This is a genomic window from Pseudoalteromonas sp. 2CM28B (assembly GCF_023161935.1).
Map to the genome: position 1 here is coordinate 122,416 of NZ_JALNTH010000006.1, position 19,066 is coordinate 141,481.

Genomic DNA, 19,066 nt, shown 5'->3' on the forward strand with positions numbered 1-19,066 from the left:
ACTTGCTTGTTTTAGTTATTATAATAGCAGTACTTAGGCATAGTAATCTATTGATGATGAAGTTTGTTGTCGAGAACTTTGTGGGTTAGCCCCATCTTGCTCATCATTTTTATCCTGCTGTGTATTTTTATTAGCCGTTTGACCTTGTGATTGCCCTTCGCCTTCATCGCTTTGCTCACTACCAGATTGCCCGTAAGAAATCGTACTTTCACCTAAATCAATTCCCTGCTCGGCTAACATTTCACGTAAGCGCGGCATTGATTGTTCAAGTGCTTCTTTAGCTTGCTGGTTTTGCACTACAAAATTTATTTGTGCTTGTTCAGCATCACTTCTGATACGAATTTGCATGCTGCCCATTTCTGGCGGATCTAAGCGAATTTCAGCTTCTTTATTGCTAATGCTTAGCATTGAAGATACACGCTCTTGAAGCATTTTAGCTGCATCACTTTTAACAATATTAATAGCCTGCATCATACTTGCATCTATATTTACCTGCTTAACCTGCGCGGTGCTGCTTTGTAATTGCTGCGACTGTATAGCTTGGCTCTCTAAAATAGACTGCTCATAACGAGCGTTGTCGTACTGAGTATTTATTTGTGCCTGCGTGTTATTAATGCCATCGGTTATCAACGTAAACACCTGAGCTACACGCGATAAACCAGTATTTGTTTTAGGCTCTTTAAGTAAGCTTTCCTGCTCGGCCTCTAGGGCGTTTAACTCTTCTGGATTTACACCGTCTTGCTCAGTGCTAGAGTGTGCTTCAGCATTAATCATGGCTTTATTTTGCGGTGTATTCGCATTCATTGCAGCATTACTGGCTTGCTGCGCATTTAAAGCCGTATTTGCAGAGCTCGACACACTTTGCGCTTTGCTCTCACTAAGCTGCGTATCAAGCATAGTTTGTAAGTTGCTTATTGTTTCATTTACTTTTTTGAGTGTATCACCTGTTGGTTGCTCGTTACTCACATAGCTTTTCAATTGGCTAAGTAGCGCCTGCTTTTCATCGCTATTTAAGTTTTTTAACTGAGATTGAACTAGATCACCGCGCGTGCTTGTCTCTTTTTCGTTTTGTACGACAAACTCTGTCAGTAATTGTTTAACGGAGCTTGCACGATCATCACTTTCACTTGGCGTGGTTTCAGTAAATGAGCTTTTAACGTGCTCGTTTAATTGTGCACGTTGCGCTTCGCTTAATGAGTTGAGTACTTTAGATGTAGTTGATAGCTCTGATTGCGTAGATGAACGAGTCAGTTCTTTGGCTAATTGCTCTATGTCTGCATCGCTTATAGGCAGCGCACTTTCAGCATTTAATACAGTGCCTGGCGCTTTTGTATTCTCAGCACCTTTATCTTTATTATTTACAGAGGCTACACTGCTATTAGCTTTATTAATTTGTGTTTGCACCGCTTCTGCTATTGGATTTTTAGCGGCACTACTTGCTAGGCTCTCATTTTTTAAAGACGGGGCTAAATTATCTCCAGCGCTTTGCTTAGCTCCTTTAGTTTCAAGCTCGGCGTTCGTAAACGCGCTTTTTTTGCCATTGCTATTATCATCAGCTAAAAGAGTATCATCGGCTTTAGTCGTTATGGCATCGGCCTCACCAGTTTCACCTGATTGCGAAGCTAAAAAGCTGACACTTTTATCACTCTTTTTTGCACTTAAATCGCTAAAATCATTATCGCTACTGCCATGTTTTTTTACACTTACGTCAATCTCTTGCGAGGAGTTTATTTGTGCTAAAACGCTATCGCCAGATAATAACGTATCTTGCGTGTCATCACTTAATGAAGCTGTCGGTTTTTTGCTATTGGCTAGCTGCTTATCATCTGTTGGCAATAAAGAGCCTGCTTGGCTAGGAGCCTCAGAATTAGCAGGCAATACAAAGGGTTTGTCTGCATCTTGTAGCTGGCTTAAAAAAGCATCACCAGATTCGTTACCTGCAGGTAAGTTATTGTCTTTAAATGCTAAAAAAGAGTCTTTTTCAGCTGTTGCCAACATTGAAATATCGTTTATTGCCATAATTCACCTACACAGCACTGCGGCAAGTTGCCACCGCACTTTGCCAAAATTAATTACCACCTACCAACAAAGCAATAAACGCGCCAGAGTTATAAACTTTTACGGCGCTGAAAAAATTGATTAGCAGAAAACTCGTCCAGCATTTTTTGCTCACTCTTTGCCATTAACGCCGCTGCTTTTAGGTTTTGTTTTTCAATTAATTTTGCTACGGCTTTTGCTTTTACCTGTTGCTTTAACCACAAAGCTTTACGCTGTGTTACAACTTGCTTAGCGGTATTGACCGTACTGGCTTGCTGGCGAATCGCTTCTTCAATTTTTGCTATAAAGGCATGGTACTGGCCAAAGCCCGCGCTTGATAAACCGGACTTTCCTTTCACATGTAATTGCTGAGAGTATTCTAATCTAAAGTTATTTAACCCTTGCAGCTTTTGTTGGTTAGCTTGTAAATTTTGATTGGCTTGTAAGTAGCTCATGCGCAGATTTTCTTCTTTGTCGTTTTCGAGCTTAAGCAGTAAATCGAGCTTATTTTTTGCCATTATGCTTGTCCTAGTAATTGGGCTAGTCCGTGTAAACCATCGTCGTAACTTATTACATCGCGCATACCTTGCTGTAAAAACGCATTTACGCGCGGCATCAAGTTTATAGCTTGATCAAGCATTTGGTCAGCCCCTTTTTGATACGCACCTAAGGTGATCATATCTTTATTTTGCTGATACATTGAATACACTTGTTTTAATACGCGGGCCTGCTGCATATGAGGCTCAGACACCACTTGCGGCATAACACGAGAAATTGATTTTTCGATATCTATCGCGGGATAATGACCGCTATCGGCTAAATCTCGAGAAAGTACAATATGCCCATCTAAAATAGCACGTGCAGCATCGGCTATTGGGTCTTGCATATCATCGCCCTCACTAAGCACTGTAAAAAACGCAGTGATAGACCCTTGCCCTTCGCCGCCATTACCCGCTCGCTCCACCAGCGCCGGTAATTTAGCAAATACAGAAGGCGGATACCCTTTTGTTGCAGGAGGTTCGCCAACCGCTAGCGCTATTTCGCGTTGCGCCATGGCGTAACGGGTTACTGAATCAAGCAATAACAATACGTGTAAACCTTGATCACGAAAGTACTCAGCAATGGTCACCGCACTTTCACAGCCTTTTAAGCGCATAAGGGGCGATGCATCAGCAGGAGCAGCTACCACAACAGAGCGTTTGCGCCCTTCTACACCGAGTATCTCTTCAATAAATTCTTTTACCTCACGGCCACGCTCACCCACTAGGCCAACCACAATAACATCGGCCTCACTGCCGCGGGTCATCATACCTAAGAGGACCGATTTACCAACACCAGAGCCTGCAAACAAACCCATACGCTGGCCTTGCCCTACAGTAATAACTGAGTTTATAGCCCGTACACCTACATCCATAGGTTGGCTGATTGGTCTTCTAGCGAGGGGGTTTATGGGGTTTTGTGCAAACTTTAAATAGTGTTCGGCGTTAATTTTTCCTAGGCCGTCAAGCGGGCGGCCTAAGCCATCCACAACGCGGCCCAGTAGGCTCATACCAACGGGCAAGCCGGTATCATTTACTTGTGGAATAACACGCGCACCGGGTAACACACCGGAAATGTGGTCATTAGGCATTAAGTAAAGGGTTTGCTCACTAAAGCCCACCACCTCAGCATCTACAAACCCTGACATAGTTTCTATTTTGCATTGGCTCCCTACAGGCGCACGTAGCCCTTTCGCCTCAAGGGTTAAACCGACTACTCGGGTTAAAATACCCGCTACAGCAGGTTTAAACGCTGCAATATGTTGTTGGTATTGATTTAAGCGTTCGCTTAGAGGTGCACGTTGAGCTGCCATAACACGCCACAAAAAAGATTAGATACCGCTATTATGCAAAAAGCTATCCAACGTTTCTTTGACACGGGTTTTTAGGGTCATATCTAAAGACGATTGTGGCGTTTTAACTTCGCAACCGCCGCGCTCGAGTGTGGGTTCTGCAATTAGCTGCCAATTATTATCTGCAATAGTTTGCTCACCATAGCTTTGCTTTACCAGTTCTAGGTCATCTGGGTTTAAATGCACACGAACTTTTTCTTGCTCAGTATTTAATGCATCTATGCTTTTTTTAAGCGTATGTAAAATAACATCGGGCGATGTTTTAATTTCTTGATAGGTTATAGCTTCTGCCAACATAACCGCTAATTGCACTAAGTGCTTTTCTGCCAGTTCGTCCACTTTATCAAGCGGAGCGCTGAGGTTGTCGATTATGCTACGCAAGCTGGTTAACTGCTCTTCTATTAACGGCTTAACGTCTTCTTGGCCTTGTGTTTTACCAAGCTCTAAGCCTTCTTTGTAACCTGCTTCTTTGCCCTCACCAACCCCTTTTTCAAAGCCATCTATGTAGCCTTGTTCGTGCCCTTGCTTTAAGCCTTCCTCATAAGCATCTTGCCTAATGCGCTCAAGCTCAGCCATAGTTAACGAAGGCAGTTCAGGCTCTTTCGGCTGAGTGTCTTCTACAGCTTCTTCTTCAACTTCTTTTTTATACAAATCAGAAAGCGGTGTGCCAAAAGCCGTTGAACGATTGCCAAAACTGCGCTCATCAGGAGCAACGTCAGGTATTGGCCAGTTTTTTAAAAGCTCATCAGCTTCATCTGCATGTAAAGGGCGACCTTTTAATTTAGACATAGCTTACAGGAACTCCTCGCCACCGCCGCCGCCTAACTGAATCTCACCCGAGTCAGATAGACGCCTTGCTGTTGAAAGCACTTCTTTTTGGGCAGCTTCTACTTCACTTATTCTAACCGGTGCCATTGCTTCTAAGTCATCGGCAAGCATTTCGGCAGCACGTTTAGACATATTACCCAAAATTTTATCTTTAAGCGCTTCGTCAGTCCCTTTAATTGCTTTCATTAGTACGTCTTGCTGTACTTCACGCAATATGGCTTGAATACCGCGGTCATCCACATCCATAAGGTTTTCAAACACAAACATAAGATCTTGAATTTGCTGAGACATTTCTTCATCGTGTTCACGAATAGAGTCCATCAACTGCCCTTCTACATTTGTATCTAGGTAGTTCATGATATCTGCCGCGGCTTTTAAGCCACCCATTTTAGCGGCTTGTGCACCTGCTTGGCCGGCAAATTGCTTTTCCATAATTTCGTTAAGTTCTTGCAATGCTGCAGGTTGCACTTCTTCAAGGTTCGCAATACGCATAGTTAAATCTAGACGCACTTTTTCAGGAAATTGCGCTAGGATTTCTGCCGATTGCTCAGGCTCTAAATACGATAAAACAATAGTTTGAATTTGCGGGTGCTCATTACGAATAATATTGGCAACTTGCTTTGAGTCCATCCATTTAAGTGAATCTAAGCCTTTAGCGCCCGAGCCCATTACAATTTGGTCTATTAAACTAGCTGCTTTATCTTCACCTAATGCGGCGGTAAGCGCCTTTTTAATAAAGTCTTCTGACTGGAAGCCAATTGTACTAAAGCTTTGTATTTGTTCTATAAATAAATTGTGAACTGCGCTTATTTTAGATTGTGACAAGTCATCTAGCGCGGCCATTGCCATACCCACTTTTTGCACTTGCTTAGGCTCTAAGTGTTTAAGTATTTGCGCTGCGTCTTCTTCAGATAAGCTCAATAAAAGAATCGCGGCTTTATCTACGCCATCTAACTTGTCAACATCAAACGCTGGCGGGAGTTGTTTTTGTTCTTGATCAGTCATCTTCTGTTAACCACGCTTTCACTACTTGTGATGAGAGTTCAGGTTCGTTCGCTACAAGTGCTCTTACCGCTTTAAGCAAATCTTCGTCGCCATGTAAATCTGGCAGCTGTAGTGTACCATCGCTTGAGAAGCCTACAGAAGCAGAATCAAAGTCTTTATTTAGCATATCTAGCGTGCTATCGCCAATATCCACCCCAGAGCTTAATGCATCTTCATCGTAGTCTTCGAGCGTATCATCTGGGTATATTAAGCGTTTAAGCATAGGCTTAACAACTGCCATAATAAGCACAATAATAACCAGCGCACCCAGTACTAAGCGGACGATTTTCATAAACCAGTCCTGCTCCCACAGCGGTACTTCTAAATCTAAATCAACCGCTTCGCGCACAAATGGTACGGTTACCACCTCTAATGCATCGCCACGTTGCATATCAAAACCTACCCCACCTTGTAATAGACGACGTATATTTGACAAAGCCTCTACCGAGCGCGGCGCCATAGTTGTTTCGCCGTTTTCACCTACTTTAGGCACATAATCAACGGCAACCGAGACGCTAATTCTGCGAATAACCCCTGTTTGTTGGCGCTTATGCGAAATGGTGGTGTCTAGCTCAAAGTTACGTGTAGCCTCTTTATGCACTCGGCTTGGGTTCGTTGCCGTACCAGCATTGCCTTGACCTGCCACTTCTGGAATAGTTGAATTCATAGGTGGTTGATTAGTGAGTGCCCCAGGGATACCTACCGCTAAGCCACCAATGTTGTTCTCTTCAAATGTGGTTTCGCTTCTTACTGCTGGTAAGTCTGGGTTGTAGCGCTTTTGTGTTTCTTCTACTGAGCTAAAGTCCATATTTAAATCAACTTGCGCCGTGTAGTTACCTAAGCCGACTACAGGAATAAGAATACTGTCTATTTTTTCTAAATACTCTTGCTCACGCTTTCTTTCAATGTCGTACTCTTTACGAGAGCGTGCTGCTAATGAGTCTTGTGAACCTGAATTAAGTAAGCGGCCATTTTGATCTGTTACCGTAACACGTGAAGGCTCAAGCCCTTGTACTGCAGAGGCAATCATATCAACCACTGAGTCAATCTCTTCGCCATCAAGCATTCTGCCGCGCTTAAGAGTCAATACCACTGTGGCTGATGGCTTTTTCTCTCTGCGTGCAAATACGTTTTCTTTTGGAATGGCTAATAAAACTTTAGCGCGTGTTACGTTGTTTAATTCTTCTATGGTGCGGGCAAGTTGTTGTTCGCGGCCGTGTTTTAAGCGTTCACGCTCTAATCGTTGGCTAACACCAAAGCCCATATCTTGCATTATGATGTCGGTGCCTGAAGTAGGACCTTGCTCTAGACCTTCACGGGCCATCAGCAATTTAATGTTTTGATACTCGCTTTCATCAACCGAAATTACGTTGCCATCTAGCTCGTAGTCAATTTTTTGTGCATCTAAAAAATCAAGGGTTTGGATCAGCTCTTCTGTTGGCATTTTACCAAGTGGACGCATGTCTGGCTGACGTGCCCAAATAATCACGAATATGGCAATAGCTAAACAAATAGCCAGCGCAATAATAAGGGTGACTTGGCGAAGCACATCAACACCATTTAAGGCGCTTAAGTAGCCCGACTTTTGTTCTTGTTGCTCGTTATCTTCGCTTTGGTCAATACCGCCGCCAGCAAGAGCAAGATCTGTTGATTGATTAGATTGCGCCACAATAATTCTCCACTACCTACTTAAACAGGCATGTTCATAATTTCTTGGTATGACTCAACAAGTTTATTTCTTACTTGTACTGTAGCCTCAAATGCCACTGACGATTTTTGTGAGGCAATCATTGCCTCAGCAAGCGATACACTTCTATCACCCATTTCAACAGCCACTACTTTTTGTTTGGCATCTTGTTGTAAGCCATTAACCGTGTTTAATGCATCACTTAGTAAGTCACCGAATTGAGCAGACGATGTTGGCTGAGCTTGAGTAGGTAGCTTATTGATTTGATTTGTATGGCCTGCTTCTAAAGCCATTGATTGCATTTCTTGAAATAGCGCGCTGTTTTGAATTTTCATAATTTTCTCTGGCAAATGCAGTTAACGTTCATAAAGGGAATAAAGCACAAAGTGTGCCATAAAAATAAACCTTTAATTACATAAGGTTAACCATTATTTTTGAGAGTCAGAGATTTGACAACCCTAAACTAAGCGTGGTTAGTTTAGGGTTATATAGAAGAAAGGAATAAAGTTATGCGGGCAGCGAAATACCTAAATCACGCATTTGCGCTAGTTTATAACGTAAAGTACGCGGGCTGATCCCAAGTGTTTGGGCAACATCTTTACGTTTGCCTTGGCAGCGCGCTAGGGTCTCTAATATTATTTTATGCTCTTTATCTTTTAGCTCATCTTTATAGCTGCCAGTATCAACACTAGGCAGAGAGCTACTCGCCTCTGCAGGCGTTATTTTGTCATCATAATACGCGCCACTGGGAGTGTTCGCATGTTCAGCCGCTATCTCCTGTTTAGGCGTACTGTTAATTGGCGCTTGCATTAAGTTTTCAATAAAAATAGCCTGTTCGCCAATTACATTGCCCGTTCGCAAAATAAGCGCACGTTGAATTACGTTATCAAGCTCGCGTACATTACCAGGCCATGCATGGCTTAGTAATTTTTGCTCAGCGGCACTATCAAGCGTTGCTAGCGGCTCTTTACTTTTAACTAAATGGCGCTCTATTAAATGCTTAGCCAATACAATTATATCCCCTGGACGCTCACAGAGCGGTCGCCACATTAGGGGGAATACATTTAAGCGATAATATAAGTCTTCTCTAAATTGGTTATCTGCAACGGCTTCTTTTAGGTCGCGGTTACTGGTGGCGAGTACTCTTACATCGAGTGAAATTGTTTTACGGGCACCTAAACGCTCAACTTCACGCTCTTGCAATACCCGTAATAGCTTAGCTTGCAGCCCTAAGTCCATTTCGGTTATTTCATCAAGTAATATGGTGCCACCCTGAGCTTGTTCAAATTTACCTGGGCATGCCTGTATTGCACCGGTAAACGCGCCTTTTTCGTAGCCAAATAAAGTGGCTTCAAGCATGTTTTCGGGAATAGCCGCACAGTTTATTGCCACAAAAGGCGCATCGCATCGGTTTGATTTATCGTGAATGTAGCGCGCTAACACTTCTTTACCAGAGCCACTAGGGCCTAGCACCATAACACTTGCATCTGAGCGCGCCACTTTGCTCGCCAGTTCTAAAAGCGCAATACTGCTTGGGTCGGCAACAATTGGGCCGTCAGTGTCTTTTGGCTTTTCGGGTAAATACCGACTAACCATATTTAAAAGCACCTCAGGGGCAAATGGTTTAGCCATATAATCAATTGCGCCTAAGCGCATTGCCTCTACTGCATCATCAATCGTTGCATAGGCAGTCATCATTAATACGGGGAGATCTGGGTAGTTAAGCTTAATGCTCCTAAGTAAATCTAGGCCGCTCATTGCGCCCATTTGCACGTCGCTGACCACTAATGAAAACTCAGATTTTTTTAATTGGATCATGGCTTGCTCAGCACTATCGGCTGCAACACAGGCAATACCCGACATTTCTAACGTGTCTATGAGTGCTTCTCTTAAACCTGCATCATCTTCAACCACTAGTATTGTATTACTCATGCTGTTTTCTCCTGCGTTGAGGCCGTGCATATGGGCAGCAATAAACTAAAACATGCACCACCATTGGCATTATTAACCACTTCAACACGTCCTTGATGCGCATTAGCCACAGAGCTTACAACAGCAAGCCCAAGCCCTGTACCTTGGCTTTTTGTGGTATAAAACGGTTCAAAAATTTTCTCTATTTGGCTCAACTCTACACCAGGGCCGTTATCGCATACGCTAATACGCACGGTATCGGGTTCGCTGCTATCGCGCTGCGCTTTTAATGTCACCTGGGCTTGGCTGCCAATAATTTGAATACTATTGTGAATAAGGTTTTGAATAGCACTGGCCAGCGCGGTTTTATTACCGGTAATTTCTATGTCTGGCTCTGGTAGCTCAACAACAAGTGAGCTGTTATTTAAGGCTACCATTGCATCGGCACCTAGTTTTACCTCGTTTAAAAGCTGCTGCATAGAAACCTGTTCAACCACTTGTTGCTCGCCGCTTTTAGCAAAAAGCAGCATATCGTTAACTTGGGTTTCTAAATCTTTTAAACGTGACATTAACTTAGTTTGAAAGTTATCGCGAGATGACTCTGGTAGCTTTTTAGAACCCAAATTAGCCGCGTATAACATAGCCGCCGAAAGCGGTGTACGCACTTGGTGCGCAAGCGATGCCACCATTTTACCTAACGCGCTTAAGCGCTGCATATGGGCTACGCGCTTTTGCAAACGGCGCGTTTCTGTTAAATCTGTCATTAATATTAATTGCCCAGGCTCTGGCGCTAGCGCAGTAATATCAAGCTTTATAAGTCGCCCATCTTTGAGCGACACTTCATGTCCATCATCTTGGTGGGGACGAAAAGAGCGTTGAATAATGTTAAACCACTTCTCTCCTTCGAGCGGCTCGCCTAACATATCAATCGCGATTTGATTGGCTTTTGCAATAAGCCCTTTGCCATCAAGCACAACAACACCCGCAGGCATAGTATCAACTAAGTGCGACAGCCAACTTGCTTGCTGTCTTAAATCACTTAATTCACCAATGTACTCTTCTTGAAGTAAACATGGGTTATACTGTTTTGCAGTAATAAACTGTGGTTTAAGTACACTCGCAAGGGCCATAATCAAATCTCTTAATGATGTAGATATAGGGCTAAATGCACAATTTATACCAATATTATTTTATATATTTTTCATTTAGTTACCTTACAATATCGCGTAACAAAAAAATGACGCACACTAAAAGGAATAATAATGAGTGAGCAAAATAAATACCGTTGTGAGTGGCTCGACGCCACAAAGCCTGATTATGTGAAATACCATGATGAAGAATGGGGAGTCCCCCTTTATGACGACACGAAATTATTTGAATTTATTACCCTCGAGTCGGCGCAAGCGGGCTTAAGTTGGTACACCATTTTAAAAAAGCGCGCAGGCTATAAAAAAGCATTTGCTAATTTTAATGTGCAAAAAGTGGCTAACTTTACAGCCGATGATATAGAACGGCTAATGCAAGATGAGAGCATAGTGCGTAACCGCTTAAAAATTGCTGCCACAGTTAATAATGCTCAACAGTTTATTGAGATTCAAAAAGAATTTGGCAGCTTTAGTAATTACCAATGGCGATTTGTTGGCAATAAACCAATTATTAGTGATTTAAATAGTGTTGAAGACACCCCTGCAATTACCGAGGAGTCAAAAGCGTTTGCAAAGGATTTAAAAAAACGAGGTTTTAAATTTTTGGGCCCTACAACGGTATACGCACATATGCAGGCCTGTGGCATGGTAAACGATCACAGTAATGATTGTTTTAGAAGAGCCGAGATTATTAAAAATTATTAGCTGTAAGCTGTAAGCTGTAAGCAAGAAATTAAAAGAGCCAAACTCGGTAATTTGTAGTGATTCGGCACTTGCTAAGTTTGGCTAATCTCGCGATAGATTGTACTTTTTCATTTTTTCGACAAGCGTTGTACGCCTTACACCTAATATTTCTGCGGCGCGCGCAACAACGTAATCAAAACGCTCTAACGCTTGGGTAATTAAGCTTATTTCAAGCTCTGCTAAATAATCTTTAAGCTCTATGCCCTCTTCGGGTAATACGCCAGATCCCGGTTGGCTAAATTCAGGCTCTGGTTCATTATCATAATCGCTAAAGCCTGAGCTAAAAATATCGTTAAAGGCATCTTTTTCAAGTAGCTCTTCAGGGTATTCTGGCTCGTATGCGTCTACCTCGATGTAGCGATATTTATTGGGTAAATCGGGTACATCCACTACTTTTTCAGGGAACATAATCACCATGCGCTCCACTAAATTAGCAAGCTCTCGGATATTACCAGGCCAAGCATGCTCTTTTAGGCTCTCTACTGCGCGCTCTGTAAATTTAGCCGACGTACCACTTTGCTCATTAACACGGCGCATTAGCTCTTTAAGTAATAAAGGTATGTCGTCAGCACGTTCATTAAGTGACGGGTTTTCAATAGGAAACACGTTTAAACGGTAATATAAATCTTCCCTAAAGCTGCCCTTTTCAATCATTTCCTCAAGGTTGCGATGAGTAGCGGCGATAACCCGTACATCTGCTTGAATCGCTTTTGTGCCACCTACACGCTCGTAGCTGCGCTCTTGTAATACCCGCAATAGCTTAACTTGCATTTGCAGCGGCATATCGCCAATTTCATCTAAAAATAGCGTACCGCCTTGCGCTAATTCAAACCGCCCTTTACGTGCAGAAATAGCGCCGGTAAATGCCCCTTTTTCGTGACCGAATAGTTCGCTTTCTAGCAACTCTCCAGGTATGGCACCACAGTTTACTGGTACAAATGGCCCCGTATTGCGTTTAGATAATAAATGGACGTTACGCGCAACCACCTCTTTACCTGTACCCGACTCACCTAAAATAAGCACGTTTGCATCGGTTTTAGCCACCTGCTCAATTAAAAAGCGTACGTTTTTAACAGCATCGGTTTCGCCAACTAAACCATCAAATGTTTTGTGTGGTTTATGCTGCTTGTGGCTACCAGGCAACATACGTTGGTACTGTTGGCAGTCGTGTAATAACTGTGTGGTTACTTCGTGATTAAACGGCTCACAAATTAAGCCCACTACATTAGCAATACTTAATAAGGGCTTGAGTGTTTCACCAATCAGTAAAAAAGGCAGGGTTGGAAAACGCTTAATTAAGCTTTCATGATCTAAGCCTTGCAATGCACCTAAAATAACAATGCATTCTTGTTGTTGATACTTACTAGATACTTGCTCAAAATCACTTTCATCAAGCAACTGCACAGCTTCCCCAATAAAGGTAAGCGATGCATTTAATCCTATTGCACGGTTATTATTATTATCTAAAATCAAGATCATAGTTAGCGAGCCATAATTTCACTAATTTATTATATTAGCTAAATTGTAAGCGAGATCTGAATGGATGCAAGTAATAGCGGCGGTTTTTTGACATAAACGCCAAAAAATAGTCACTTAGCACTAAAATTTAATGCTAAAGAATTAAAGTAAACCTAATATAGATTCGGCTGAACGATTTTCCTGACCACGCAAGGCAATCGATGCTTGCGATAAAATGTCATTAGCTACTTGATCAGACAAAGCTTTTGCATAGTCAGTATCTTCTATTCGGCTTTGGCTCGCAGCAATGCTCTCTCGCTGGTCACCTAAACCTTTTATCGTACTTTCTAAGTTGTTTTAAAAAACGCCTAACTCAGCCCTTTGCGTTAATTTCCTCTGCTGCTTGGTCTAATATCAACGACAACTTGAGATCCTGTTCGACTTGTGGAAAGTGATTGAATATTCATGGCTGCCACCTACAAACCGATTGCTTAATTTATAGCTTAATTTGCCAAATTTTATACTTTGTACCATGGTTTAGATAAATTAACTTGGCATCTGACTTGCTTGTGTATTAGTTAATAGTTAAATTACTGAGAATTTGTGTCAAAATTCTCAATTTGCGTACTTCACTTTTATAAACAACTACGCCAATGATAAATAACTTAGGTAACACTATGTTCGACAATAAAACGATTTTAATTACCGGTGGTACTGGTTCATTCGGCAAAAAATACGTCAAAACGCTACTAGAACGCTATAAACCGAAAAAGATCATCATCTTTTCTCGAGATGAGCTAAAACAGTTTGAAATGCAGCAAGAGTTTGACCAACCGTGCATGCGATACTTCATTGGTGATGTACGCGATAAAGAAAGACTTCGTCGTGCCATGCGTGGCGTAAACTATGTGATTCACGCTGCAGCATTAAAACAAGTACCCGCAGCTGAATATAACCCGATGGAGTGTATCAAAACCAATATAAATGGGGCTGAAAACGTTATTGATGCTGCCCTTGATAATAATGTAGAGAAAGTCATTGCACTGTCGACTGATAAAGCAGCGAACCCAATCAATTTATATGGTGCGACTAAACTTGCATCAGACAAATTATTTGTTGCTGCCAACAATATTGCAGGCGGCCATAAAACAACTTTTGCTGTAGTAAGATACGGTAACGTAGTGTGTTCTCGAGGCTCGGTCGTCCCTATATTTCAAAAGTTTATCGACCAAGGTCGCGACCACATCCCAATTACTCACGAAGAAATGACGCGCTTTTGGATAAGCCTACAGCAAGGTGTTGATTTTGTTTTGACTAACTTTGAACGAATGTTAGGCGGCGAAATTTTTGTACCCAAAATCCCTTCAATTCGCATTGTTGATCTTGCCAAAGCCATGGCCCCTGACTTACCAATTAAGATTATCGGTATTCGCCCAGGTGAAAAGTTACATGAGGTCATGTGCCCTGCCGACTTATGCTTTGAAACTTACGAATATAACGATCATTTTGTTATCGCACCAGGCATCAAGTTTAGCAGCCGCAGTAATGACTTTACTGTGAATGCCCTTGGCGAAAAAGGTGAAAAAGTAGCGCAAGGTTTTGAATATAACTCGCTAGATAACACTGATTATATGAGTATTGAAGAAATCAAAAACTTCAATATCCAAGCGTTGCTGTGAAAACTATTATGACAAACAAGGTAATTCCTTACGGCAAGCAAAGTATTTCACAAAGTGACATTGATGCGGTTGTTGATGTATTAAAATCTGACTGGTTAACACAGGGGCCTGCGGTCCCGGCATTTGAAAGTGCAATTACAGAGTATTGTGGTGCTGACTATGGCTGTGCCACTAACAGCGCCACTTCAGCCTTACATGTAGCTTGCCTTGCTTTAGGTGTAGGTAAAAGTGATATCGTATGGACGTCGCCAATCTCCTTTGTCGCATCGAGTAACTGCGCACTCTATTGTGGCGCAGAAGTTGACTTTGTTGATATCGACCTTGAAACAGGCAATATGTCTGTTGGTGCCCTTAAAGAAAAACTAGTAATCGCCAAACAAAACAAGCGACTCCCTAAAGTCGTGATACCTGTTCATTTAGCTGGTCAATCATGCGATATGGAAACAATCAATGAACTTGCCGAAAAGTATGGTTTTAAGGTTATTGAAGATGCCTCGCATGCTATTGGCGCAAAGTATAAAGGCCAGCCTGTAGGCAGCTGTGTTTATTCAGATATTACTGTGTTTAGCTTTCATCCAGTCAAGATAATTACCTCAGCTGAAGGGGGCATGGCGGTTACCAACTGCGCTGAGCTTAACAAAAAAATGAGCCGCTTGCGAAGCCATGGTATTACAAATCACCCTGATGAACTGACCGAACCAAGTCATGGCCCTTGGTACTATCAACAGCTAGAGCTTGGTTTTAATTATAGAATGACTGATATGCAAGCTGCATTAGGGCTGAGTCAGTTGAAACAGCTAGATAATTTTGTATCAGCCCGTAACGATATAGCAAGCAAATATAATCATGCATTTGTAAATTCAGGTTTAGGTATAACTCACTTATCACAATCGGATGATTGTTACTCGAGCTACCATTTATATATCGTTCGTTTAACACAGTGTGAAGTAGAAAAGCACAAGTCAGTCATTACCGGTATGCGCAAGCATGGAGTTATTGCTCACTTGCATTATATACCTATCCATTTACAGCCTTATTATCAAGCTTTAGGCTTCTCGGAAGGTGATTTTCCTGATGCTGAAACCTACTACAAGCAGGCCGTTACAGTTCCACTTTTCCATGGCATGACTATTGAGCAACAAGGTGAAGTGATAAATCAGTTGAGAACGTTATTAAGATGTGAAACATGAATATAGCGATTATTCCTGCCCGCGGTGGTAGTAAACGTATTCCTCGTAAAAATATTAAAGATTTTCATGGTAAGCCAATGATTGCCTACTCTATAGAAGCCGCCTTAATCAGTGGTTGCTTTGATGAGGTATGTGTCTCAACAGATGATAATGAAATTGCCGAAGTAGCTTTACGTTACGGCGCTACCATTCCTTTTATAAGGCCGGCAGGCCTTGCTGACGATTATGCAAGCACCCAAGATGTGATGACACATGCACTTAACTGGTATAAACAAAATAACAGGGGTATTACACACGTGTGTTGTATATACGCAACCGCTCCTTTTATAACACCGGAAGCATTACAAAATGGACTTTCAGCGCTTAAGAGTGATGATTTAGATTATGCATTTAGCGCAACCAGTTATTCTTTCCCTATTCAAAGAGCAATAAAACTTACAGAACAGGGCACCGTAGAAATGTTTCAGCCAGAGCATTTATCAACTCGCTCTCAAGATTTAGAAGAAGCATATCATGATGCTGGGCAGTTTTATTGGGGAACCGCACCTGCATTTATAAATCGCAAACCCTTTTTCTCATCGAGAGCTAAAGCTATATTGTTACCCAGAAAATACGTACAAGATATTGACACACAAGAAGACTGGGAACTGGCAGAAGCACTGTTTAAGGCACTAAAATGAGAGTTGTGTTTCGTGTGGATGCTTCAATACACATAGGGAGTGGTCACGTTATGCGGTGCCTAGTACTCGCTCAAGAGTTAAAGCGCATAGGGTATAATGTATTATTTGCAACACGAGAACAAAAAGCAGACTTGAATACATTAATTAATACCCGAGGTTTTGAAGTAATCGCACTGCAAAAGCCCTACGAATGGTCCACTCCAAGTCATTCAAGTGACTACGCAGCTTGGCTGCAAATGACTGAAGAGCAAGACTGTCTTGATTTTATAAAAAAAGTAAAATATGCAGACTTAGTTATTGTTGATCATTATGGAATTGGCGCAACTTGGCATGAAATCGTTAAAAATAAATTAAATTGTATTTTAACGGTGATAGATGACCTTGTTAGAGTACATCGTGCCCACATCGTCGTTGATCAAACACTAAACAGACAGCCCACTAGTTATGAAAAAATATTTCCTTGTAAAGCACTGACAGGAACTGATTACGCACTATTGAGTCCAGAATTTACAAAGCAGAGACAAAATCAGCAACAAAACAGTCCAAGCTCCCATAATATCTTAATAACGATGGGAGGAATTGATAAACCTAATGCAACATTAGAAGTACTAAAGGCATTAGCAACAGTAAAAAAACCACACCCAACGACAGTGCTTATAAGCCAACGAGCTCCCCATTACTCAGCGATAAAAAAGTTCGCAGAAAAGCACCCTGACTGGGTAAAACATATTGAATTTGTTGATAATATGGCCAGTTTCATGAGCCAATTCAGCCTTGCGATAGGTGCGCCAGGTTCTACATCTTGGGAGCGAGCTTGCTTAGGTATTCCGTCAATATTAGTACCCATAGCAGATAATCAAAATGACATCTCAAAAGCTTTAGTTAATGCTAAAGCTGTAAAGCTCATAAAACTAGAAGATATTTCTAATCAGCTTATCTCCACCATTGAGTATCTAGTTAAGTATTGGCAGTACTACAGCAAGCAAAACTTAGCACTGTGTGATGGTATGGGCGTTAAAAGGGTTACACAAACACTACAAGAGGCCTTGCAAACATGCTGAAGGTTACATTAATCTGCTCAGATAAAAATCATCCTGTATTTAGGTGGCTGCATAAGTGGAAAACAGAAAATGAGCATCAATATGTTATTAACTTGCTCACGCGCTTAGCTGATATAACCAGCGAAGGGGACCTGCTTTTTTTAGTTTCTTGCTCTGAAATTGTCACAAAAGAGCACAGAAAGATGTTTCAATACAGCCTAGTGTTACACGCAAGCGACCTACCTAAAAATAGAGGGTGGAGTCCACATATTTGGTCAATTCTTAACGGAGAAAATGATATTACTCTATCTTTACTAGAAGCTGAGGATAAAATTGATACGGGGCGGCTATGGAAAAAAACAAAAATTAAACTTAATGGTACTGAGCTGTACGACGAAATTAATGAAAAACTCTTTAGTAGCGAGCTTCAATTAATATCTTGGGCATGTAAAAACCTTGGTTGCGTTACACCAACACTGCAAAATAGTAGCGCAGCCAATTATTTACCAAAACGTACTGCAAAAGACAGTGAGCTCGATATCTCAAAATCTCTTGAATCACAGTTTGATCTCCTAAGAGTATGCGACCCAAATAGATTCCCCGCTTTTTTTTACATTCGTGGCTGCAAATATAACGTTAAAATAGAGAAATGTTCTGATGAATGAGTACATTACAATAGGAGGCAGAAAGGTTGGTCCTCAGTTCCCTCCTTATATTATCGCTGAATTATCTGCAAATCATAACGGTGATATAAAAAGAGCAATGCAAATTTTAGAAATGGCCAAGCATAGTGGTGCAGATGCGATAAAAATTCAAACTTACACTCAGGATACGCTGACGATAAATTGTGACAAACCAGAATTTAAAATTAAAGGTGGCTTATGGAACGGCCGCACTTTATACGATTTATACACCGAAGCACATATGCCGTGGGAGTGGCATAAACCGCTTTTTGAAAAAGCTAACGAATTGGGCATCACAATTTTTAGTTCGCCATTTGACTATACAGCAGTCGACATGCTTGAAGAATTAGGCGCTCCAGCTTATAAAATAGCTTCATTTGAGGCAATAGATTTACCCCTTATCGAATACGTTGCTAAAACAGGCAAACCGATGATTATTTCAACTGGCATGGCCAATGAAAAAGAAATACGCGAAGCTGTAGATGCGGCAAAAAATGCGGGATGTAAAGAATTAGTTGTACTTCATTGCGTTAGCGGCTACCCCGCCCCTGCAGAAGATTATAACTTATCTACCATTCCTGATATGGCAAAACGTTTTGCCGTTTTGACTGGGCTTTCAGATCACACTATCGACAATACAACGGCAATTACCTCTGTGGCATTAGGGGCTTGCTTAATTGAAAAACATGTAACACTAGACAGGAAAGGCGGCGGCCCTGATGATAGTTTTTCACTCGAAGAGCCTGAGTTAACCCAACTATGCAGAGACAGCAAAACAGCCTGGCAAGCACTTGGAAAAGTAAATTATCAACGCAAAAAAAGTGAAGAAGGAAACATGGTTTTCAGGCGTTCACTTTATGCAGTTAAAGATATCGAAGAAGGTGAATACTTCACCACTGAGAACGTAAGAAGTATCAGGCCAGGTTACGGGTTAGCACCGAAGTATTTAAACGATGTAATAGGAAAACGTAGTAAAATAGCAATAAAGAAAGGTACGCCACTTTCATTAGAGCTAACTAAGAAATAATTCATCCACCTTAGGTGATGCC

18 protein-coding genes are annotated in these 19,066 nt (G+C 41.7%); 7 read left to right on the top strand and 11 right to left on the bottom strand.

Annotation, left to right across the window (positions count from 1 at the left end; genetic code table 11):
- Nucleotides 1–33: 33 nt before the first annotated feature.
- The 9 genes from MTN96_RS10865 to MTN96_RS10905 all read right to left on the bottom strand — a co-directional run bounded on the left by MTN96_RS10865 (nt 34) and on the right by MTN96_RS10905 (nt 10,528).
- The gene (locus tag MTN96_RS10865; protein ID WP_248531552.1) at nt 34–2,019 is read right to left on the bottom strand and encodes a flagellar hook-length control protein FliK; all 1,986 of its coding nucleotides are present in this window, start codon (nt 2,017–2,019) and stop codon (nt 34–36) included.
- 89 nt (nt 2,020–2,108) lie between these two features.
- Complete coding sequence (gene fliJ, locus MTN96_RS10870; protein ID WP_004588294.1) at nt 2,109–2,555, bottom strand: flagellar export protein FliJ; 447 nt, start codon at nt 2,553–2,555, stop codon at nt 2,109–2,111.
- A complete protein-coding gene (fliI, locus tag MTN96_RS10875; RefSeq protein ID WP_248531554.1) occupies nt 2,555–3,889 on the bottom strand; it encodes a flagellar protein export ATPase FliI in 1,335 nt (444 codons plus the stop codon). The genes fliJ and fliI overlap by 1 nt, the downstream gene beginning before the upstream one ends.
- A gap of 18 nt (nt 3,890–3,907) precedes the next feature.
- On the bottom strand, nt 3,908–4,717 hold the full coding sequence (gene fliH, locus MTN96_RS10880; RefSeq protein WP_248531556.1) for a flagellar assembly protein FliH: 810 nt from the start codon (nt 4,715–4,717) through the stop codon (nt 3,908–3,910).
- Nucleotides 4,718–4,720: 3 nt separating this feature from the next.
- Entirely contained in the window at nt 4,721–5,761 is a 1,041-nt protein-coding gene (gene fliG / locus MTN96_RS10885; RefSeq protein ID WP_004588291.1) for a flagellar motor switch protein FliG, read from the bottom strand.
- A complete protein-coding gene (gene fliF / locus MTN96_RS10890) occupies nt 5,754–7,469 on the bottom strand; it encodes a flagellar basal-body MS-ring/collar protein FliF (protein ID WP_248531562.1) in 1,716 nt (571 codons plus the stop codon). The genes fliG and fliF overlap by 8 nt, the downstream gene beginning before the upstream one ends.
- 20 nt (nt 7,470–7,489) lie before the next feature.
- Nucleotides 7,490–7,822 (bottom strand): flagellar hook-basal body complex protein FliE, encoded by a 333-nt coding sequence (gene fliE, locus MTN96_RS10895; protein WP_004588289.1) that lies wholly within the window; start codon nt 7,820–7,822, stop codon nt 7,490–7,492.
- 172 nt (nt 7,823–7,994) lie between these two features.
- Complete coding sequence (locus MTN96_RS10900; RefSeq protein ID WP_248531564.1) at nt 7,995–9,419, bottom strand: sigma-54 dependent transcriptional regulator; 1,425 nt, start codon at nt 9,417–9,419, stop codon at nt 7,995–7,997.
- Complete coding sequence (locus MTN96_RS10905) at nt 9,416–10,528, bottom strand: PAS domain-containing sensor histidine kinase (RefSeq protein ID WP_024032324.1); 1,113 nt, start codon at nt 10,526–10,528, stop codon at nt 9,416–9,418. Before MTN96_RS10905 ends, MTN96_RS10900 begins: the two co-directional genes overlap by 4 nt.
- A 132-nt stretch (nt 10,529–10,660) precedes the next feature.
- Here MTN96_RS10905 and MTN96_RS10910 point away from each other — a divergent pair, with 132 nt between their 5' ends.
- A complete protein-coding gene (locus MTN96_RS10910) occupies nt 10,661–11,248 on the top strand; it encodes a DNA-3-methyladenine glycosylase I (RefSeq protein WP_248531566.1) in 588 nt (195 codons plus the stop codon).
- 81 nt (nt 11,249–11,329) lie between these two features.
- Here the strand turns inward: MTN96_RS10910 and MTN96_RS10915 are convergent, their stop codons facing one another.
- Together MTN96_RS10915 and MTN96_RS10920 are read right to left on the bottom strand one after the other, a co-directional pair.
- A complete protein-coding gene (locus tag MTN96_RS10915) occupies nt 11,330–12,766 on the bottom strand; it encodes a sigma-54 dependent transcriptional regulator (protein ID WP_054982994.1) in 1,437 nt (478 codons plus the stop codon).
- A 141-nt stretch (nt 12,767–12,907) separates the two neighbouring features.
- Entirely contained in the window at nt 12,908–13,084 is a 177-nt protein-coding gene (locus MTN96_RS10920) for a flagellin (protein WP_308200610.1), read from the bottom strand.
- Nucleotides 13,085–13,422: 338 nt separating this feature from the next.
- Here MTN96_RS10920 and pseB point away from each other — a divergent pair, with 338 nt between their 5' ends.
- From pseB to pseI, 6 genes are read left to right on the top strand one after another with little or no spacing between them, the layout of a single operon-like run.
- Complete coding sequence (gene pseB / locus MTN96_RS10925) at nt 13,423–14,424, top strand: UDP-N-acetylglucosamine 4,6-dehydratase (inverting) (RefSeq protein ID WP_054982993.1); 1,002 nt, start codon at nt 13,423–13,425, stop codon at nt 14,422–14,424.
- A gap of 8 nt (nt 14,425–14,432) precedes the next feature.
- The gene (pseC, locus tag MTN96_RS10930) at nt 14,433–15,614 is read left to right on the top strand and encodes a UDP-4-amino-4,6-dideoxy-N-acetyl-beta-L-altrosamine transaminase (RefSeq protein WP_096042542.1); all 1,182 of its coding nucleotides are present in this window, start codon (nt 14,433–14,435) and stop codon (nt 15,612–15,614) included.
- Nucleotides 15,611–16,294, top strand: a complete 684-nt coding sequence (pseF, locus tag MTN96_RS10935; protein ID WP_096041357.1) for a pseudaminic acid cytidylyltransferase — start codon at nt 15,611–15,613, stop codon at nt 16,292–16,294. The genes pseC and pseF overlap by 4 nt, the downstream gene beginning before the upstream one ends.
- Nucleotides 16,291–17,355 carry a UDP-2,4-diacetamido-2,4,6-trideoxy-beta-L-altropyranose hydrolase gene (gene pseG, locus MTN96_RS10940; RefSeq protein WP_096041356.1) on the top strand — a complete coding sequence of 355 codons (1,065 nt, stop codon included), beginning with the start codon at nt 16,291–16,293 and terminating at the stop codon, nt 17,353–17,355. Before pseF ends, pseG begins: the two co-directional genes overlap by 4 nt.
- On the top strand, nt 17,349–17,999 hold the full coding sequence (locus tag MTN96_RS10945; RefSeq protein ID WP_096041355.1) for a formyltransferase family protein: 651 nt from the start codon (nt 17,349–17,351) through the stop codon (nt 17,997–17,999). Before pseG ends, MTN96_RS10945 begins: the two co-directional genes overlap by 7 nt.
- Entirely contained in the window at nt 17,992–19,044 is a 1,053-nt protein-coding gene (gene pseI, locus MTN96_RS10950) for a pseudaminic acid synthase (RefSeq protein WP_096041354.1), read from the top strand. Before MTN96_RS10945 ends, pseI begins: the two co-directional genes overlap by 8 nt.
- The last annotated feature ends 22 nt before the right edge of the window (nt 19,045–19,066 follow it).

Bases quoted from the DNA above. Each gene is read 5' to 3' on its own strand.
- MTN96_RS10900 (WP_248531564.1), bottom strand. From the start codon at position 9,419: ATGAGTAATACAATACTAGTGGTTGAAGATGATGCAGGTTTAAGAGAA.
- MTN96_RS10910 (WP_248531566.1), top strand. From the start codon at position 10,661: ATGAGTGAGCAAAATAAATACCGTTGTGAGTGGCTCGACGCCACAAAG.
- pseF (WP_096041357.1), top strand. From the start codon at position 15,611: ATGAATATAGCGATTATTCCTGCCCGCGGTGGTAGTAAACGTATTCCT.
- pseB (WP_054982993.1), top strand. From the start codon at position 13,423: ATGTTCGACAATAAAACGATTTTAATTACCGGTGGTACTGGTTCATTC.
- pseG (WP_096041356.1), top strand. From the start codon at position 16,291: ATGAGAGTTGTGTTTCGTGTGGATGCTTCAATACACATAGGGAGTGGT.
- fliH (WP_248531556.1), bottom strand. From the start codon at position 4,717: ATGTCTAAATTAAAAGGTCGCCCTTTACATGCAGATGAAGCTGATGAG.
- fliJ (WP_004588294.1), bottom strand. From the start codon at position 2,555: ATGGCAAAAAATAAGCTCGATTTACTGCTTAAGCTCGAAAACGACAAA.
- fliE (WP_004588289.1), bottom strand. From the start codon at position 7,822: ATGAAAATTCAAAACAGCGCGCTATTTCAAGAAATGCAATCAATGGCT.
- MTN96_RS10915 (WP_054982994.1), bottom strand. From the start codon at position 12,766: ATGATCTTGATTTTAGATAATAATAATAACCGTGCAATAGGATTAAAT.
- fliG (WP_004588291.1), bottom strand. From the start codon at position 5,761: ATGACTGATCAAGAACAAAAACAACTCCCGCCAGCGTTTGATGTTGAC.
- pseI (WP_096041354.1), top strand. From the start codon at position 17,992: ATGAATGAGTACATTACAATAGGAGGCAGAAAGGTTGGTCCTCAGTTC.
- MTN96_RS10905 (WP_024032324.1), bottom strand. From the start codon at position 10,528: ATGGCCCTTGCGAGTGTACTTAAACCACAGTTTATTACTGCAAAACAG.
- MTN96_RS10945 (WP_096041355.1), top strand. From the start codon at position 17,349: ATGCTGAAGGTTACATTAATCTGCTCAGATAAAAATCATCCTGTATTT.
- pseC (WP_096042542.1), top strand. From the start codon at position 14,433: ATGACAAACAAGGTAATTCCTTACGGCAAGCAAAGTATTTCACAAAGT.
- fliI (WP_248531554.1), bottom strand. From the start codon at position 3,889: ATGGCAGCTCAACGTGCACCTCTAAGCGAACGCTTAAATCAATACCAA.
- MTN96_RS10865 (WP_248531552.1), bottom strand. From the start codon at position 2,019: ATGGCAATAAACGATATTTCAATGTTGGCAACAGCTGAAAAAGACTCT.